11 protein-coding genes are annotated in these 15,277 nt (G+C 56.1%); all 11 read left to right on the plus strand.

Features of this window, described 5'->3' with window-relative positions; genetic code table 11:
• Positions 1 to 6: 6 nt before the first annotated feature.
• The 11 genes from ACXAE6_RS13600 to flgK all read left to right on the plus strand — a co-directional run bounded on the left by ACXAE6_RS13600 (position 7) and on the right by flgK (position 15,236).
• On the plus strand, positions 7 to 831 hold the full coding sequence (locus ACXAE6_RS13600; RefSeq protein WP_475149217.1) for a CheR family methyltransferase: 825 nt from the start codon (positions 7 to 9) through the stop codon (positions 829 to 831).
• 160 nt (positions 832 to 991) lie between these two features.
• On the plus strand, positions 992 to 1,390 hold the full coding sequence (gene flgB / locus ACXAE6_RS13605) for a flagellar basal body rod protein FlgB (protein WP_108165466.1): 399 nt from the start codon (positions 992 to 994) through the stop codon (positions 1,388 to 1,390).
• A gap of 2 nt (positions 1,391 to 1,392) precedes the next feature.
• A complete protein-coding gene (gene flgC, locus ACXAE6_RS13610) occupies positions 1,393 to 1,836 on the plus strand; it encodes a flagellar basal body rod protein FlgC (RefSeq protein WP_392803939.1) in 444 nt (147 codons plus the stop codon).
• Positions 1,837 to 1,881: 45 nt separating this feature from the next.
• Positions 1,882 to 2,637 carry a flagellar hook assembly protein FlgD gene (locus tag ACXAE6_RS13615; RefSeq protein WP_475149225.1) on the plus strand — a complete coding sequence of 252 codons (756 nt, stop codon included), beginning with the start codon at positions 1,882 to 1,884 and terminating at the stop codon, positions 2,635 to 2,637.
• Between the two features lie 104 nt (positions 2,638 to 2,741).
• Complete coding sequence (locus tag ACXAE6_RS13620) at positions 2,742 to 7,124, plus strand: flagellar hook-basal body complex protein (protein ID WP_475149228.1); 4,383 nt, start codon at positions 2,742 to 2,744, stop codon at positions 7,122 to 7,124.
• Between the two features lie 295 nt (positions 7,125 to 7,419).
• Positions 7,420 to 8,166 (plus strand): flagellar basal-body rod protein FlgF, encoded by a 747-nt coding sequence (gene flgF, locus ACXAE6_RS13625; RefSeq protein ID WP_475149232.1) that lies wholly within the window; start codon positions 7,420 to 7,422, stop codon positions 8,164 to 8,166.
• 13 nt (positions 8,167 to 8,179) lie between these two features.
• Complete coding sequence (gene flgG, locus ACXAE6_RS13630; RefSeq protein WP_475149237.1) at positions 8,180 to 8,968, plus strand: flagellar basal-body rod protein FlgG; 789 nt, start codon at positions 8,180 to 8,182, stop codon at positions 8,966 to 8,968.
• A gap of 16 nt (positions 8,969 to 8,984) precedes the next feature.
• Entirely contained in the window at positions 8,985 to 9,692 is a 708-nt protein-coding gene (flgH, locus tag ACXAE6_RS13635) for a flagellar basal body L-ring protein FlgH (protein ID WP_475149239.1), read from the plus strand.
• Between the two features lie 217 nt (positions 9,693 to 9,909).
• Positions 9,910 to 10,998: a flagellar basal body P-ring protein FlgI gene (locus ACXAE6_RS13640; protein ID WP_475149245.1), complete on the plus strand. Its 1,089-nt coding sequence runs from the start codon at positions 9,910 to 9,912 to the stop codon at positions 10,996 to 10,998.
• Positions 10,999 to 11,135: 137 nt separating this feature from the next.
• Positions 11,136 to 12,161, plus strand: coding sequence for a flagellar assembly peptidoglycan hydrolase FlgJ (gene flgJ, locus ACXAE6_RS13645; RefSeq protein WP_475149249.1), 1,026 nt, complete (start codon positions 11,136 to 11,138; stop codon positions 12,159 to 12,161).
• Positions 12,162 to 12,170: 9 nt separating this feature from the next.
• The gene (flgK, locus tag ACXAE6_RS13650) at positions 12,171 to 15,236 is read left to right on the plus strand and encodes a flagellar hook-associated protein FlgK (RefSeq protein ID WP_475149254.1); all 3,066 of its coding nucleotides are present in this window, start codon (positions 12,171 to 12,173) and stop codon (positions 15,234 to 15,236) included.
• Positions 15,237 to 15,277 lie beyond the last annotated feature (41 nt).

A 15,277-nucleotide genomic window follows, 5' to 3' on the forward strand; every position in this document is an offset into this window, starting at 1 on the left:
GCTTTAATGGTTGACGTTAACCAGGGCTATGAAGCCTTCTGTGATTACCTCGAACAGCACAGTGGTATTTGTCTGGGGGCCAGTAAACAGTATCTCGTTTCCAGTCGTTTGCGAAAAATACTGCAAGAAGCGGCCATCAATAATCTGACCGATCTGGTATCTGCCATGTCTAGGCCAGGCGGGCAGTCGCTTCGTTCGGCCGTTATTGACGCTATGACCACCAACGAAACCCTCTGGTTTCGGGACATCCACCCATTCCGTATTCTGGAAGAACAGTTGCTGCCTGAGTTTTTCCAGCAGAAGACGAGTCGTCCGCTGCGTATCTGGTCGGCTGCCTGCTCGACGGGGCAGGAGCCCTACTCGATGTCGATGATGATCGAAGAGTATAAGCAGAAGAACCGGGTGTTCAGTGCCGGCGAAAAGATCATCGCCACGGACATTTCGGCCACTGCGCTGGATGCGGCCAAGTCCGCGGAATACGCCATGCTGGCCATTGGTCGTGGTCTGGACCCGGAACGATTGAAGCGCCACTTCGAAGAAACTCCGGCCGGACGCTGGAAAGTCAAAGCGCCGATTGCTCAACGCGTTGAGTTTCGCGCTATCAATCTGCAGGACAGTTACGCTCTGTTGGGCAAGTTCGACATCGTCTTCTGCCGCAATGTATTGATCTATTTTACCGCTGACCTCAAGCGCGACATCCTGACCCGCATTCACGCCACGTTGAACCCGGGTGGCTATCTGATGGTCGGTGCTTCCGAGGCGGTAAACGGCCTGGGCGATCTGTACGAAATGGTGCATTGCCGGCCGGGCATCATTTACCGCAAACGCTGATCCCATCAAGCGGCATACCGGCAACGGCCAAGCCTTGCCGGTATGCCGGTCCAGCTCCCGCCGAAAACGTCTAACCCACTGATAAATAAAGAAAAATAAAATTGGCACCTGCTTTGCAATAAGTTCTGCATCTGAACTAAAAGCGGCAAAGAGGTGCGCGATGTCTGCACTGGGTTTCAACAACTCTCTCGGGATTCACGATAACGCTCTGCTGGTACGCGCCGAGCGTTCTCAGGTATTGGCCAACAACCTGGCCAACGCCGATACCCCTCACTTCAAAGCGCGTGATATCGACTTCAAGGCGATTTTGCGTGGCGAAGTCGAGCGCAGCAAAAGCCTGGAAGTGAACCGCACCGACAACGCTCACATTCCCGGCCGTGTACGCGAAGAAAGCGAACTGCTGTACCGCTTCCCATACCAGCCGTCGATCGATGACAACACCGTCGACCCCAACGTCGAGAAGGCTGAGTTCACCAAGAACTCCATCGACTACAACTCCAGTTTTGATTTCCTCAACCGCAAGTTCAAGGGCCTTGATGGCGCATTGAGAGGGCAATAAGGATGTCATTAAGCAACGTCATTAATATTTCCGGCACCGGTATGACCGCTCAGTCAGTGCGGTTGAACACCACCGCTTCCAACCTGGCCAACGCCCAGAGCGTGAGCTCGAGCATTGACGAGACCTACCGGGCGCGCAAGCCGATCTTCCAGCAATTGCAGCAGCCCTGGCACGAGCGCGACATTCTGGCGCCGGTCGACCTGGAACACGATGTCGGTGAGGGTGTGAAGGTGCGCGCCATTGTTGAGAAAGACGCGCCTTTGGATATCCGTTTTGAACCGACCCATCCCTTCGCTGACGAAGACGGTTATGTCTATTACCCGAACGTCAATGTGGTGGAAGAGATGGCTGACATGATCTCAGCGTCGCGCAGTTTCAGTGTGAACGTTGAGGTGTTCAATACAGCCAAAACGATGATGCAGAAAACGCTGACGATGGGTCAGTAATTACCAGCTAGTCGCTAGCCGGTTTTTTTACAGCGAGGTTTCACCATGGCGGATGTCAACAACGTATCAGGCAGCTCACCGCTGGACCAATACGACATCGGCAATAAGAAAGAAAAGAAGACCAACAGCAATGAACTGGGTCGCAACGAGTTTCTGGAACTGATGATCACTCAGTTAAAAAACCAGAACCCGCTGGATCCGCAGGATAACGCTGAGTTCGTTGCCCAGCTGGCCCAGTTCTCGACGGTGGAAGGCATCGAGAATATGTCCTCCAGCCTGGAAAACATGTCGGCCTCCTTTACCTCATCGCAAGCCTTGCAGGCGACGGCTTTGGTCGGAAACTCGGTCACCGTTAACGGCCAGGACACCAGTATTCTGCAGCATGGTGATCTGGTGTACGGCTTGATTGAGGTGCCTCGTGGCGCCTCCAACATGACCTTGCGCATCACCAATGCCGAGGGCGAAACGATTGAAGATGTGCCTTTGGATAATCTGCCAGCGGGAGCGGCCACCATGAAGTGGGATGGTGCCAATCTGGAAGTCAACGGTGCGCTGGTTGAGATCGATTACGACAAGTTCGAAACCGACGAGGACGGCAACATCATTCCTCATCCGCAAGGTGAATATTCTTTCGATGTATTCGGCAGTGTGGCGGGAGTGCAGGAAGAGATTGAGTTGAACATGAGTTCACGCGTCGATTCGGTCACCCTCGGCAGTGCCGGTGAAATCCAGCTGAATCTGGCAGGTGCTGGCAAAGTCATCACCATGGAAGACGTGCTCCAGATCAACAGCGCTTATTGATGGCCGGGCCGGCTGGTCCGGCTCAATTGAATGAAACACTAGGAACGAACTTGGCGGCAACGCGGGTTCTGGCTCTGTAACAGCGCAGTGCGAGGTGCAATACGATGAGCTTTACGACAGGTCTTAGCGGCATCGCGGCCGCCAACAAGGACTTACAGATCACCGGTAATAACATTGCCAACGCCAGTACGACCGGCTTTAAAGCCAGCCGTGCGGAGTTTGGCGATGCCTATACCTCATCCTTTATCGGCTACGGCCAGGACAAGGTTGGTTACGGTGTAAAGGTGGTGAATGTCGGCCAGAAGTTTGAGCAGGGCAACATCAGCCAGACGAACTCGGCGCTCGACATGGCCATCGACGGCGAAGGCTTCTTCGTCACCGAATACCCCAACGGCAGTATTTCCTACACCCGTTCCGGTATTTTCGGCATCGATAAACAGGGCTATATCGTCAGCAACCAGGACGCCAAGCTGCAAGGCTACGGTGTGACCGCTGGTGGTGACATCAACACCGGTGTGCTGACCGATCTGCGCGTCGACAAAGCCAACCAGCCGCCACGTGGTACTCACCAGGTGGATGCTAAGGTAAACGTTCCTGCCGGTGCTCAGGTGCTGGCGGAAGATGGCACCATCCTGACCACCGAAGGTCTGGCCATCGGTTCAGCGCAGGTCGGCCCGACTGAAGATACCGCCACTGTTTTGAACACCGTGGGTTCACCGACCACAGCTGGTACCAACGCCGAACTGATTGGTGGTATTCCACGTGTGCCGTTCCCATGGCAGCCGTCTCCGGTGGAAGCCTCGTTCACCATGGACATCGAACTGCGCGGCCCGAATATCACGGGAACGAACAATACCGTCACCGGCACCATTCAGCCGTTTGATTCGGCTCAGGTTTATACCGATGTTTACGACCTGGTTGACGCCATCAATGCGTCCATTACCGGTGACTCCGGTTTGCGCGGCAAAATTGAAGCCACAGTTAACGACTACGGCGGTTTATCGTTCCAGACATCGGGCGTTTACGCCACCGATGGCACGGCGATTGTCAGCATCGTCGACAACGTGGGTAACCTTTCTGGTGATAACTACTTGAACTTCCAGAACGGTACCATGATGGCTTCTGGCACCACCGAGCCGGGTCTTGAGGTCGTGAACGCCGCGACCCCGACTGTTTTGACCGGTGGTCGTGATATGAACTCTCTCCCTAGCGGCGGTGCCTTCCTCGACAGCTCTGCCACGCCTACCAATATCGACTTTGTGATCAGCATTGGCGGCACACCGACGAACATCAGCGTGCCGGTTCCGGGTGGCGGTTTTGCGAGCCAAGCAGCCTTTGTCGCCGCGGTTAACGCCGAATTCACCGGTGCGGGTCTGAACGTGGCGGCCAGTATCACTGGTGCTAACCGTCTGACCATCACCGCGACCGGTGCGGCAGTCGGTGATACCGATATTGTTGTCAATGCTCTGGGGTCGACTACCAATTCGGTCGATGTGCGTGATTTAGGTCTGACCACGAACTCGACCTTCCCGCCTGCCGTGACCCAGGGTCTTGATCCCAACGATACGCTGTCGTTCAGCCTCGACGGCGGTGCGCCGATCGCTATGGCCGCGCTGACACCGGGTGTCTATGCCAGCGTTGATCAACTGGTGCAGGAGATTAATGCTCAGATTACGGCCACTGCGGGTCTGACCGGTGAAATTCGTGCCATCAATGATAACGGCGTCATCGTCTTCGATCGTCTGAACAACCCGGGTGCTGGTACCGCTGATATTGACGTTACCGGTACGGTCTTTGCCTTGGAGTATTTCGGTCTGGATACTCTCGACAAGCAATTGTCGCCATCGGTTGTTGCGCCCGTTCCAGGTAATGATCTGTTTGCCAATGGTGGCTCCATTGACCTGACGTCCGATCCGGGTCAGGCCGCCTCTTTAATCAGTAATACGCAGGCAGAGCTTGACTATAACAGCCTGACGCCGGGCACTTTCTCGACCCTGACCAGCTCCAGTACGCTGAACTTCCTCGATAACACCTTGCCCTTTGGTGACTTGGAAGCGGGTAACTCCTTTGCCTTTGGTATTGCGGTTGGCAGTAATTCGGCAACGGGTGTTACCGTCACCGTCCCAGCGGGCGGCTGGCCGACTCAGGCCGCTTTTGTCGCCGACCTGCAGACGGCGATTGATGGTGCACTGGGTGCCAACGTAGCGAACGTCAGCATTGACGGCGCCACCAACCAGCTGATCATCGAAGCGGGCACGGTTGCTGGTGTTGGCCCGAACGGCATTACCATCACTCATTTGGCGGGTTCAACCACCACCACTTCCTTCGATCTTGAAGTTCTGGGTTTGGCATCGACGTCTTCGCCAGCACCGACGCTTGATCCGGGTGACTCGACCATTCTGCCGAACAACGAATTCTCTCTGTCGGTGGATGGCAGTGCGTTCCAAACCATCATCATTCCGCCGGGCAGTTACACCGAGATTGAAGATCTGGTGGCGGCCATTAATCAGCAGATTTCCACCAACTCCATCCTGAACGGTGAAGTGGTGGCGTCGCAGGTCAATGGACGTCTGGTGTTTGAGCGTACTGAGATCGGTAACTTCCCGCTGGATCTGGACATCAATGGTTCGGTGCAGGCATTGCAAGCCTTGGGCATGGATAGCGCTACCAAGATCGAAGGTGAAGATCCCATTGATCGGTCAAACTCCTTCCGCATCAACCTGACCGTTCCGCTGCCGGATGAAGACAATCGTTCCGGATCCGTGGAAATCAGTCTGAGCGAAGACATCCGCTCCATCGATCAGCTGGCGGCTGCCATCAACCGTGAGTTGGCGGCGGTATCGGATGAGGACTACATCGGTGTGCGCGCCCGGGTGATACAGGACGATGCCGGTAATGAGCAGTTGATTCTCGAAGCCACGGTCGAAGGTGAACCGTCGCAAATCTCGGTCAGTAACATCCGCGCGCCGGGTGATGACCTGGCCGTGGAAGCCATGTACGGCTTGCTGCAATTTGCGCCGGTGGCTGGTGATTATCTGGTGCTGGGTGAAGCTGCTGTTACTAACGGCTACCCGGAACAGGGTGTGGTCATCTACAACGAAGAGGCCGATGAGCGCGAGCTGGTCACCATTCCCGAAGGCTCGACTGCCGGTGAAATCGCGGCCCAGTTGAGCGAGTACGAAGGTGTGGACGCCTCGGCGGAAACCGAAGTGCGGTTGATGTCGCAGAACTACGTCAACTCGGGCGACATGAATATCTACATCAACGGTCAGGTGATTGAAGCGAACAGCCTGGAAGCGATGGTGGCTGAAATCAATCAGTACCAGCAGACCTCGTTGAACAGCATCACCGCCGAATTCGATACCGAAACCGGCGATGTGGTTCTGACCTCCAGCACCGGTATCGACATCTCGGTGCGCATTGAATCACCGACGGTGACCGATAGCCTGCGAGTACAAGGTGTTCAGGGGTCTGCACCGGTGGTGCTGGGTGGCAATGCCGACGCGGAAACCAATGCGCGCATTGGTGGTTCCGTCGATATCATCCTCAACGAAGGCTATACCATGTTGGAGCCGGATCCCTATGTGGCCGGTCTGTTCAACGGCCTGGGTGAAGATGCGTTCGAGCCGTACACCATTAACGAGTTCAACCCGGATGATTCCGATACCTATAACGAAACACGGGCGTTGCGAATCTTCGACTCCATCGGTAACGAGCACGAAATGCGTTTCTTCTATGTGAAGGATGCGCCCGATCCGAATCGCCCCAACTCGCTGAGCAGTTGGACGGTGTATCTGCAGGTCGATGGTGAGAATGTCGGTGATCCGAACACCAACCTGCCGTTCCCGGAGAACACCCAGGCGACGCTGGCATCGCACAAGTTGTTCTTTAATGCCGACGGTACCCTGAACGAGGAAAGCACCGGTGACTTCCTGATCTCCAACTGGAAGCCGATCGACCCCGATACCGGCAAGCCGACCGGTGCCTACATCGGTCAACCGGAAGCTCAGGGCGGTGCCTTGCCGATTCCGGACCCGAACTTTAACTCGAACTTTGCGATCTCGTTCGATGGCACCACTCAGTACGGTGGCACCTTCGCCAACAACAATCTGCAGCAGGACGGTTACGCCTCAGGCCGACTGTCCGACCTGGAGATTGACGACGCCGGCATCATCTACGCCCGTTACTCCAACGGCGAAGCGCTGAAGCTGGGTCAGGTGGCGCTGGCATCCTTCGCCAACACCGAAGGCTTGATTCCAGTGGGTGACACCGAGTGGGTTGAAGGGTTTGAATCCGGTGATGCGGTGATCGGTGAGCCGGGAACGGCCTCGCTGGGCACCATCGAATCGGCCTCTTTGGAAGATTCGACGGTGGATCTGTCTGAGCAGTTAGTACACCTGATTATCGCCCAGCGAAACTATCAGGCCAGCTCGAAGACGATCGAAACGGCTAACGCCGTGACCCAGACGATTATTAACCTTCGATAAGGGCTAGTAACAGGCGCCTTCTAAGGCGCCTGTTACGCTGGACGCTTAACGGGAGACGCAAATTACGAAGCACCTTCGGTGCCTTGAGTTTACGTATCCAGCGTCTCCCAGGCGCGCAGCGCCTAAGCGTCTTCCGCCCACGGCAAGCGCTTGCCGCCTGCCGCCGTTCCTACCTAACCTCAACATCCAACCCCCCGCCAAATCTGGCTCTCCGCGCGATTTCAAAACTTGGCACGGCTTTCGCTATCTATCCGTTATTAGCGGTTAAACAGCCCAATAGCGGCAGGAGTTACCCATGGATCGCGCGATATACATCGCCATGACCGGCGCCAAACACAACATGCTGGCGCAGACGTCACACTCGAATAACCTGGCCAATGCCACCACCACCGGCTTTCGCGCCGACTGGGAGCAGGCGCGCGCCATGCCGGTGTTTGGTGAGTATTACCCGTCGCGGGCGTTCTCCAACACCGAACGGCCGGCGACCGATTTTAACGACGGCCCCCTGGTCGAAACCGGCAATGAATTGGATGTAGCCATCACCGGTGATGGTTTCTTTGCTGTTCAAGACAACGAAGGCAATGAAGCCTATACCCGACGCGGCGATTTTTCCGTCACCCCCGTCGGTCAGTTGATTAATGGTTCCGGCCAGCCGGTGATCGGGCAGGGTGGTGGCCCTATCGTTTTGCCACCTTATGAAAAGGTCGAGATCGGTGAAGACGGCACCATTTCCATTCGTCCGGCCGGCGCTGGTCCGAATGAGATGGCGGTCATCGACGGTCTGAAAATTGTGAACCCGGATCTGCAGAACCTCGATAAAGGCACCGACGGTTTGTTCCGTCCGCGTGAAGGCGAGCAGGTGTTGGAAGATGATCCGGCGTTGTCGGTTGTCAGTGGCTTTGTTGAAGGCAGCAATGTTAATCCGGTGCACGAACTAACCAATGTGCTGGCGCTGAATCGCCAGTACGAACTGCAAGTAAAAATGATGAAGACGATCGAGGAAATCACTCGTTCTTCTGAACAAATTCTGCGGTTGAGCTAAGAGGGTATTCAAGATGCATAAGGCATTGTGGGTCGGTAAGACCGGTTTGGAAGCCCAGGATCTTTCCTTGGCCACCATCTCCAACAACATGGCAAACGCCAGCACCACCGGCTTTAAAAAAGAGCGGGCGGTGTTTGAAGATCTGATCTATCAAATTCAGCGTCAGCCGGGCGCCCAGGGCACGCAAAACACCCAGCTGCCCTCTGGTTTGCAGCTCGGTACCGGGGTGCGCACCGTGGGTACGCAAAAGCTCTTTACCCAGGGCGATCTGAATACCACTGAGCAGCCCTTGGATTTGGCGATTAACGGTCGCGGTTTTTTCCAGATTCTGCTGCCCGACGGCAACCTGGCTTACACCCGCGACGGCACCTTTCATATGAACGATGAAGGCCAGATCGTTACCGCCAGCGGTTATCTGCTGGAGCCGGATATCGAAGTGCCGGAACAAACCAGCACCATCACCATTGGTGAAGACGGCATCGTCACGGCGGTGATCGGTAACGACAACAACAACCTGGTGCAGCTGGGCGATATCGAAGTGGTCGACTTCGTCAACCCGGCGGGTTTGCAGTCCGCGGGTAAAAACCTCTTCCTGGAGACCGCGGCCAGTGGCCCACCTCAGGTCGGTGTGCCGAGTCTGGATGGTTTTGGCGCCATCGTTCAAGGGGCTCTGGAGACCTCGAACGTGACCATCGTCGAGGAAATGGTCGACATGATTTCGACGCAACGCTCCTACGAAATGAACTCCAAAGTGGTCAGCACTGCCGATCAGATGCTGGGCTTCATTACGTCGAACCTCTAAGGCGGGGACTAACATCATGACAATGATCACCGAGCATCGTACCACTCTGGTCATGGCGGCTTTGGCGCTGCTGATCATCAGTGGCTGCAGTACCACCCAGTCGGTGGGCCTGGGCGAACCCTTTCCGCAGCCAGGCGACCCGGATTTTGCGCCGGTTCCGGCAGAAGCCTTGGAGGCGCCGCCGGGTGCGGATGGTTCGTTGTTTAACAGCCAGGCCGGTATGGCGCTCTATGGCGATAAGAAAGCCATGCGCACTGGTGACATCATCACCATCGTGCTGGATGAGCAAACCCAAGGCAGCAAGTCGTCTCAGGCGTCCTCATCAAAGACCAGTGAAGCGGCCCTGAACGCGCCGATCATCGGTGGGGGTCAGCCCATTGAGCTGCTCAGTGGCACCGTTGGTGGTAATCGCAGCTTTTCTGGCAGCGGTGATGCCGACCAGAGCAACAGCTTGAGCGGCAACATCTCTGTGACCGTCTCCGAAGTGCTGCCCAACGGCGTACTGCGGGTGCGCGGTGAAAAGTGGATTACGCTGAACACCGGCGCTGAATTTATCCGTATTCAGGGCATGTTGCGCCCGGAAGACATCAACCTGGACAACACCGTGTCCAGCCAGAAACTGGCCGATGCCCGCATTTCCTACAGCGGCGCCGGTGCCCTGGCCAACGCCAGTCAGCCTGGTTGGTTGAGTCGGTTCTTTAATAGTCCGGTTTGGCCGTTTTAGCGGCCAGACCGGACGGGAGCGGTGCGCCGCCCGGACGCTTGACGCTTAACGGGAGACGCTTAAAACCGAAACTCTAGCACCCAGGTGCTCAGTAATTTGCGTCTCCCGTCCGGGCGGCGTACCGCTCCCGTTAAGCGTCCAGCGTGGCCAGCCATAGGCTGGCCCACTAATTGCTCTAAGCTGCTTAAGTCAAAGCAGACGTCAATAGAGTGACACCATGAAAAAGTTGCTGATTGTACTGATGGCCACCCTGGCCATGCCGGTTTGGGCCGATCGCATCAAGGATCTGTCGTCCGTTCAGGGCGTGCGTAATAACCAACTGGTTGGTTACGGCCTGGTGGTGGGGCTCGATGGGTCGGGCGATCGGGCGCCTTTTACCAACCAGACGTTCCGTAACATGATGGAGCAGTTTGGTATCACCATTCCCGAAGGCGAAAACCCCAACCTGAATAACGTCGCCGCAGTCAGCGTGCACGCCACCCTGCCGCCGTTTTCCAAGCCGGGTCAGGAAATTGACGTCACCGTCTCCAGCATCGGTAATGCCGACAGTCTGCGTGGTGGCAGTCTGTTGCTGACGCCGTTGCGCGGCCCCGATGGCCAGACCTACGCCGTGGCCCAGGGCAATCTGGTGGTCAGTGGCTTTGGTGCTGAAGGCGAAGATGGCTCCTCGATCAGCGTCAATGTCCAGAACGCCGGTCGTATTCCCAATGGCGCCATCGTCGAACGCGGCGTGGCCAATACCTTTTCCCAAGGCGATTATATGACTTTCAATCTGCATCGCCCGGATTTCACTACCGCCAAGCGGATGTCGAGCGTGATTAACGAACTGCTCGGCCCGGGCGCTGCCTATGCGGTCGATGCTGCCTCGGTTCGGGTCACCGCGCCGCGCGATCCCAACCAGCGCGTCAACTTTATCAGCGTGCTGGAAAACCTCGATGTGCAGCCTGGCGAAGAAGCCGCGCGCGTCATCATCAACAGCCGCACCGGCACCATCGTGGTGGGTCAGCATGTGACGGTCTCTCCTGTTGCCATCACTCACGGCAATATGACGGTCACCATCGACAACACCCAGAACGTCAGTCAGCCCAATGCGTTCAGCGAAACCGGCGAGACCGCCGTGGTCCCTGACACCGAAATCGAAATCGATGAAGGCGACAACCGCATGTTCCTGTTCGGGCCGACGGTCACCCTCAGCGACATTGTTGATGCGGTCAACGAAGTCGGCGCAGCGCCGGGCGATTTGATGGCCATCCTTGAAGCGCTGAAAGCGGCCGGTGCCCTGAAAGCCGAATTGATCGTGATCTGAACTCGAGCGCTCGGTTTGCTGAATTGGCACGAGCTTTGAAATACAAAGATCACAGTTAAGACAAACCGGCCTGGAATGCAGGCCAGACGGACGTTGCCGCGGTAAAAGCGGCAAGTTCTGACCGGAGAGCGGCAAAGATGGTTTCGCAAGTCGACGCAGCCTTTAACTACAACGACCTCAACGGCCTGAATCAGGTCAAGTCGATGGCGCGTAAGGATGACCCGGAAGCGTTGCGGGTGGTGGCGCAGCAATTTGAGTCCATGTTTATCGGCATGGTGCTCAAGAGCATGCGTGAAGCCAATGACGTCATGGCGTCTGACATGCTCAACAGTAACGAAAGCCGCTTCTACCGCGATATGTATGATCAGCAACTGAGTCTGAACCTGGCGCAACAAGGCGGTTATGGTCTGGCGGATGTGCTTTTCGATCAGTTGTCGCGTCAGCTGCCACAGCGTGATCAAGACTTCAGCAACATCAATATTAAAAGCCTGGAAGACAGCCGTCGCCCGGTCCTGCCAGCCAATCAGGCCGATCCAATGCCGGTGCTGCCCGGCGCGACTGAAAGTCGTTCGGATGCCGTCGTTCCCGATGCCGCCGAAGTGCTCGATGACAACCTCGAAACATCCGACTTGTCGGTTAATTTGCCCGGCAAACAAAGCGCCTTCGACTCGCCCGAAGAATTTATTCAGTCGTTGTTGCCGCATGCTCAGGCGGCGGCCGAATCGCTGGGTGTGGATCCGCGTATTCTGTTGTCTCAGGCGGCGCTGGAAACCGGCTGGGGTCGTTACATGATTGAAGACGGCCAGGGCAAGAACAGCCATAATTTTTTCGGTATCAAGGCCGATGCCCGCTGGGATGGTGCCACGGCTGAGACCATGACCCATGAAGTCTTTGACGGTCGTACCATTCAGATGCGCGATGCTTTTCGTGCCTACGAAGATCCCAGCCAGTCCTTTGATGATTACGCCAACTTTTTGCAATCCAATCCGCGTTATCAGCAGGCCTTGAGCCAGGCCGATGACGCTGAAGCTTTTACCCGATCATTGCAGGCGGCCGGCTACGCCACCGACCCGCAATACGCCGATAAAATATTACGCATCGCCGACAGCGAAGTGATGCGTTTAGCCGCTGCGGACCATGCAGTTCGGCATCCTTTGGGGTAATGGTGGCCTATGGGCAGCATTCTTAATATCGCCATCACCGGACTAAAAGCTCAGCAAACCGCGCTGAGTGTGACCGGTCACAACATTGCCAATGCCGGTGTGGAAGGTTACTCACGCCAGGACGTGGTACTGCACACCAATAACCCTCAGTTCCGTGGCTACGGTTACATTGGTAATGGCGTCAGCATTTCCACCGTGCGCCGTATTACCGACCAGTTTATGGTGGAACAGCAGCGCATTGACACCAGCAGTTTCCAGCGTGAACAGACTTATAAATCCAACATCGAACGCATCGATTCATTGCTGGCTTCACAAAGCACTGGTTTGCAATCGGTGCTCGATAACTTTTTCGCCAGCTTGCAGGGTGCGTCCGACAACCCCGGTTATGTGCCGTCGCGTGACGTCGTGGTGGGGACGGCTGAAGGCGTTGTTGATCGCTTCAAAACGCTGCATCGGTATCTGACCAACCAGAACGAAACTCTGAACGGGCAGATAGCCACCGCTGTCGACGAAATTAATGCGCTGGTCGAAGGCATCGCCAATTTGAATGAGCGCATTGTTTTCGCTCAGGGGCGGATTGAATCGGAACCGCCCAACGATCTGATGGACCAGCGCGATGAATTGGTGCGGCAGTTATCGGAGTTCCTGCCCGTCGAAGTGACTGAGGATAACGGCCAGTACAATGTTGCCTTTGGTCAGGGCGAGTCATTGGTGCTGGGCAATCAGGCGCACCGGTTGATGGCCGTGCCGTCGGCCGAAGATCCGCAACAGACGGGCATTCGTTTTGTCAGCAATCTGCGCGATGTCTTTGTCACCGATACCATCAAAGGCGGCCAGCTCGGTGGCATGTTTGCGTTTCGCGAAGAGGCCCTGAACCCGACCATGAATGAACTGGGTCGTATTGCCGTCGCCTTCACCGAAGAAATTAATGCCAAGCATCATCAGGGCGTCGATATGAACGGTGATTTCGGCGGCGATATGTTCCAGGATTTGAACGATCCGGTACTGGCCAAGCAGGCGCGTGTTCAGGGCGATGGTCTGAACACGCCGCCGATCAACCAGGTGTTCAGCCTGTATTTCGAAGATGTCGGTGACCTGACCACGAGCGACTACACCATCCGCTTTACCGGTCCTGATGACGACAGCTATGAAGTGTTCCGTAAAAACGATGGCGTCAAAGTGGATGGCGGCACCATCGATGGTGGCAACCTGCCAACGGAAATCAGCTTCGATGGTCTGCGCATCGTGCTCGAAGAAGGTAATTTTAAAGCTGGCGACGAGTTCACCGTCAAACCGCTGCGCGATGTCGCCGCTCAGATGGATTTTGTCTTGTCGCAGTCATCGGAATTGGCACTGGCTTATCCGATGCGCTCCGACAAGAGTTTGGGCAACCTCGGTACCGGTCTGATCGACCACGGCCAGATGCTCAGTGAAGACGGCAAAGCCTTCGCCATTGAAGGTCAGTTGAACCCGCCTTTGGTGGTGGTTTTCCATAGCGAAACGCATTATTCCATTCTCGATAACAGCGATCCGGGTAACCCCAAACCGCTGGATCCGCCGATGGAAAATATCCGTTATGTCCCCGGTGCGGAAAACGATTTGTTCCCGACCGATCCGGGTGAAACCATGGTCAGTTCGTGGCGTCCCCGCTTGCCGGAGCTGCCTTATATCACCCCGGACGGTCCGTCTTCGACCACGCCTTACAACGGCATTAATTCGGAACGTTTTACCTTCAGTCGAACCGATCCGGTTACCGGTAAGGTGACGCAGGACCCAGTCGTTACCACCGCCAGTGGCGCGACTGCCGCCGAGATTGCCCAGGAACTGAACAAGGTTGATGGTGTCCAGGCACGGGCCTATACCGAGGTGAAACTGAGTAATTTCACCAACTCCGGTACGCCCTATGATCCACCCAATCCGTTCGAGGTTTGGGTCAATGGCTATGAAATAACCCTGGATGATCTGGGTCCTAACCAGAGCATCTTTATGGATGGTTTCCCGGAAGAAATTCCCGAAGACATGACACCGGATTTTCTGGCCGATCGCATCAATTCGCACTATGACCTGGTGGCTGCCGGTGTGCGTGCCAGCAGTGATGGCGAAACGCTGACCATCACCGATGCCAAGGGTAACGACATCTTTATCGAGATGCGCGGCGATAAACCCGATCCTGCCATTGTCGGTCCACCTCCGCTGGGTACGCCGCCGCCGAACGATGCCATTGATCCGGGCGATACCTTCGAAATCAGCACCGGTGAAAACTGGCCAGTGGAAGCCGTTGAAGGTGAAACACGCGGCCTGTTGAACAACCTGACCGGTTTCGATTTCAGCGAAGGCGGCCCTTATCGCTATCAGATGTATTTGCCAGACGGTCGCAAGGGCACCATTGAACTGACCGGTGACCATGCCACCGGCGATGACGTTAAAGCCGAAATCGAAGCCAAGATCGGTGCGCTGCTCGATAGCCCCGGACGCGCCGAGGTGAGCATTTCTCCGGAAGGCGAAATCAGTTACCAGGTGTTCGTTAAGATGGAAGGCTCGGGTAACGACGATACCGCCGGCATGAACGTGGGTGGCCAGGTCGATGTCACCATGGCCGACGGTATTTCCATGAAAACCGATCCCAGTGACGGCGCGATCTTTACCGGGGTGTCGGCCGCCAAGCCGACCTATCAGGGCTTTCAGTTCACCATTTCTGGTCGCCCCGAAGCCGGTGACAGCTTCACCATCGAGTGGAATTCAGACGGTATCTCCGATAACCGTAATGCGCTGGATCTGATCGCGCTGGAAACCAGCGATACGCTGAACGAGCGCGAAGGCGGCATGACCTTTACCGAGGCTTACAGCCAATCGGTCGAGAAGGTGGGCACCAAAACCAACCAGGCGCAGATTCGTGCCCAGGCTGCCGAAGCGGTTTTGGAGGGCACTGAATCCGACCTGAACTCGGTGCGGGGTGTGAACCTGGACGAAGAAGCCGCCTTATTGATCGAATTTCAGTTGGCCTACCAGGCCAATGCCCAGGTGATCAGTGTCGCCCAGGAAACATTCAACGCTTTGATTGGCGCCTTCCGTTAAGCCTCGCTGCGGACAGGCCGATAAGTTTGCCGTCATCCACC

The sequence above is a fragment of the Saccharospirillum sp. ABV4_185 genome (genome assembly GCF_056159245.1).

What these genes read in the sequence shown, in the direction of transcription:
- ACXAE6_RS13600 (WP_475149217.1), top strand. Translation starts at nt 7, where the DNA reads ATGGTTGACGTTAACCAGGGCTATGAAGCCTTCTGTGATTACCTCGAA.
- flgB (WP_108165466.1), top strand. Translation starts at nt 992, where the DNA reads ATGTCTGCACTGGGTTTCAACAACTCTCTCGGGATTCACGATAACGCT.
- flgC (WP_392803939.1), top strand. Translation starts at nt 1,393, where the DNA reads ATGTCATTAAGCAACGTCATTAATATTTCCGGCACCGGTATGACCGCT.
- ACXAE6_RS13615 (WP_475149225.1), top strand. Translation starts at nt 1,882, where the DNA reads ATGGCGGATGTCAACAACGTATCAGGCAGCTCACCGCTGGACCAATAC.
- ACXAE6_RS13620 (WP_475149228.1), top strand. Translation starts at nt 2,742, where the DNA reads ATGAGCTTTACGACAGGTCTTAGCGGCATCGCGGCCGCCAACAAGGAC.
- flgF (WP_475149232.1), top strand. Translation starts at nt 7,420, where the DNA reads ATGGATCGCGCGATATACATCGCCATGACCGGCGCCAAACACAACATG.
- flgG (WP_475149237.1), top strand. Translation starts at nt 8,180, where the DNA reads ATGCATAAGGCATTGTGGGTCGGTAAGACCGGTTTGGAAGCCCAGGAT.
- flgH (WP_475149239.1), top strand. Translation starts at nt 8,985, where the DNA reads ATGACAATGATCACCGAGCATCGTACCACTCTGGTCATGGCGGCTTTG.
- ACXAE6_RS13640 (WP_475149245.1), top strand. Translation starts at nt 9,910, where the DNA reads ATGAAAAAGTTGCTGATTGTACTGATGGCCACCCTGGCCATGCCGGTT.
- flgJ (WP_475149249.1), top strand. Translation starts at nt 11,136, where the DNA reads ATGGTTTCGCAAGTCGACGCAGCCTTTAACTACAACGACCTCAACGGC.
- flgK (WP_475149254.1), top strand. Translation starts at nt 12,171, where the DNA reads ATGGGCAGCATTCTTAATATCGCCATCACCGGACTAAAAGCTCAGCAA.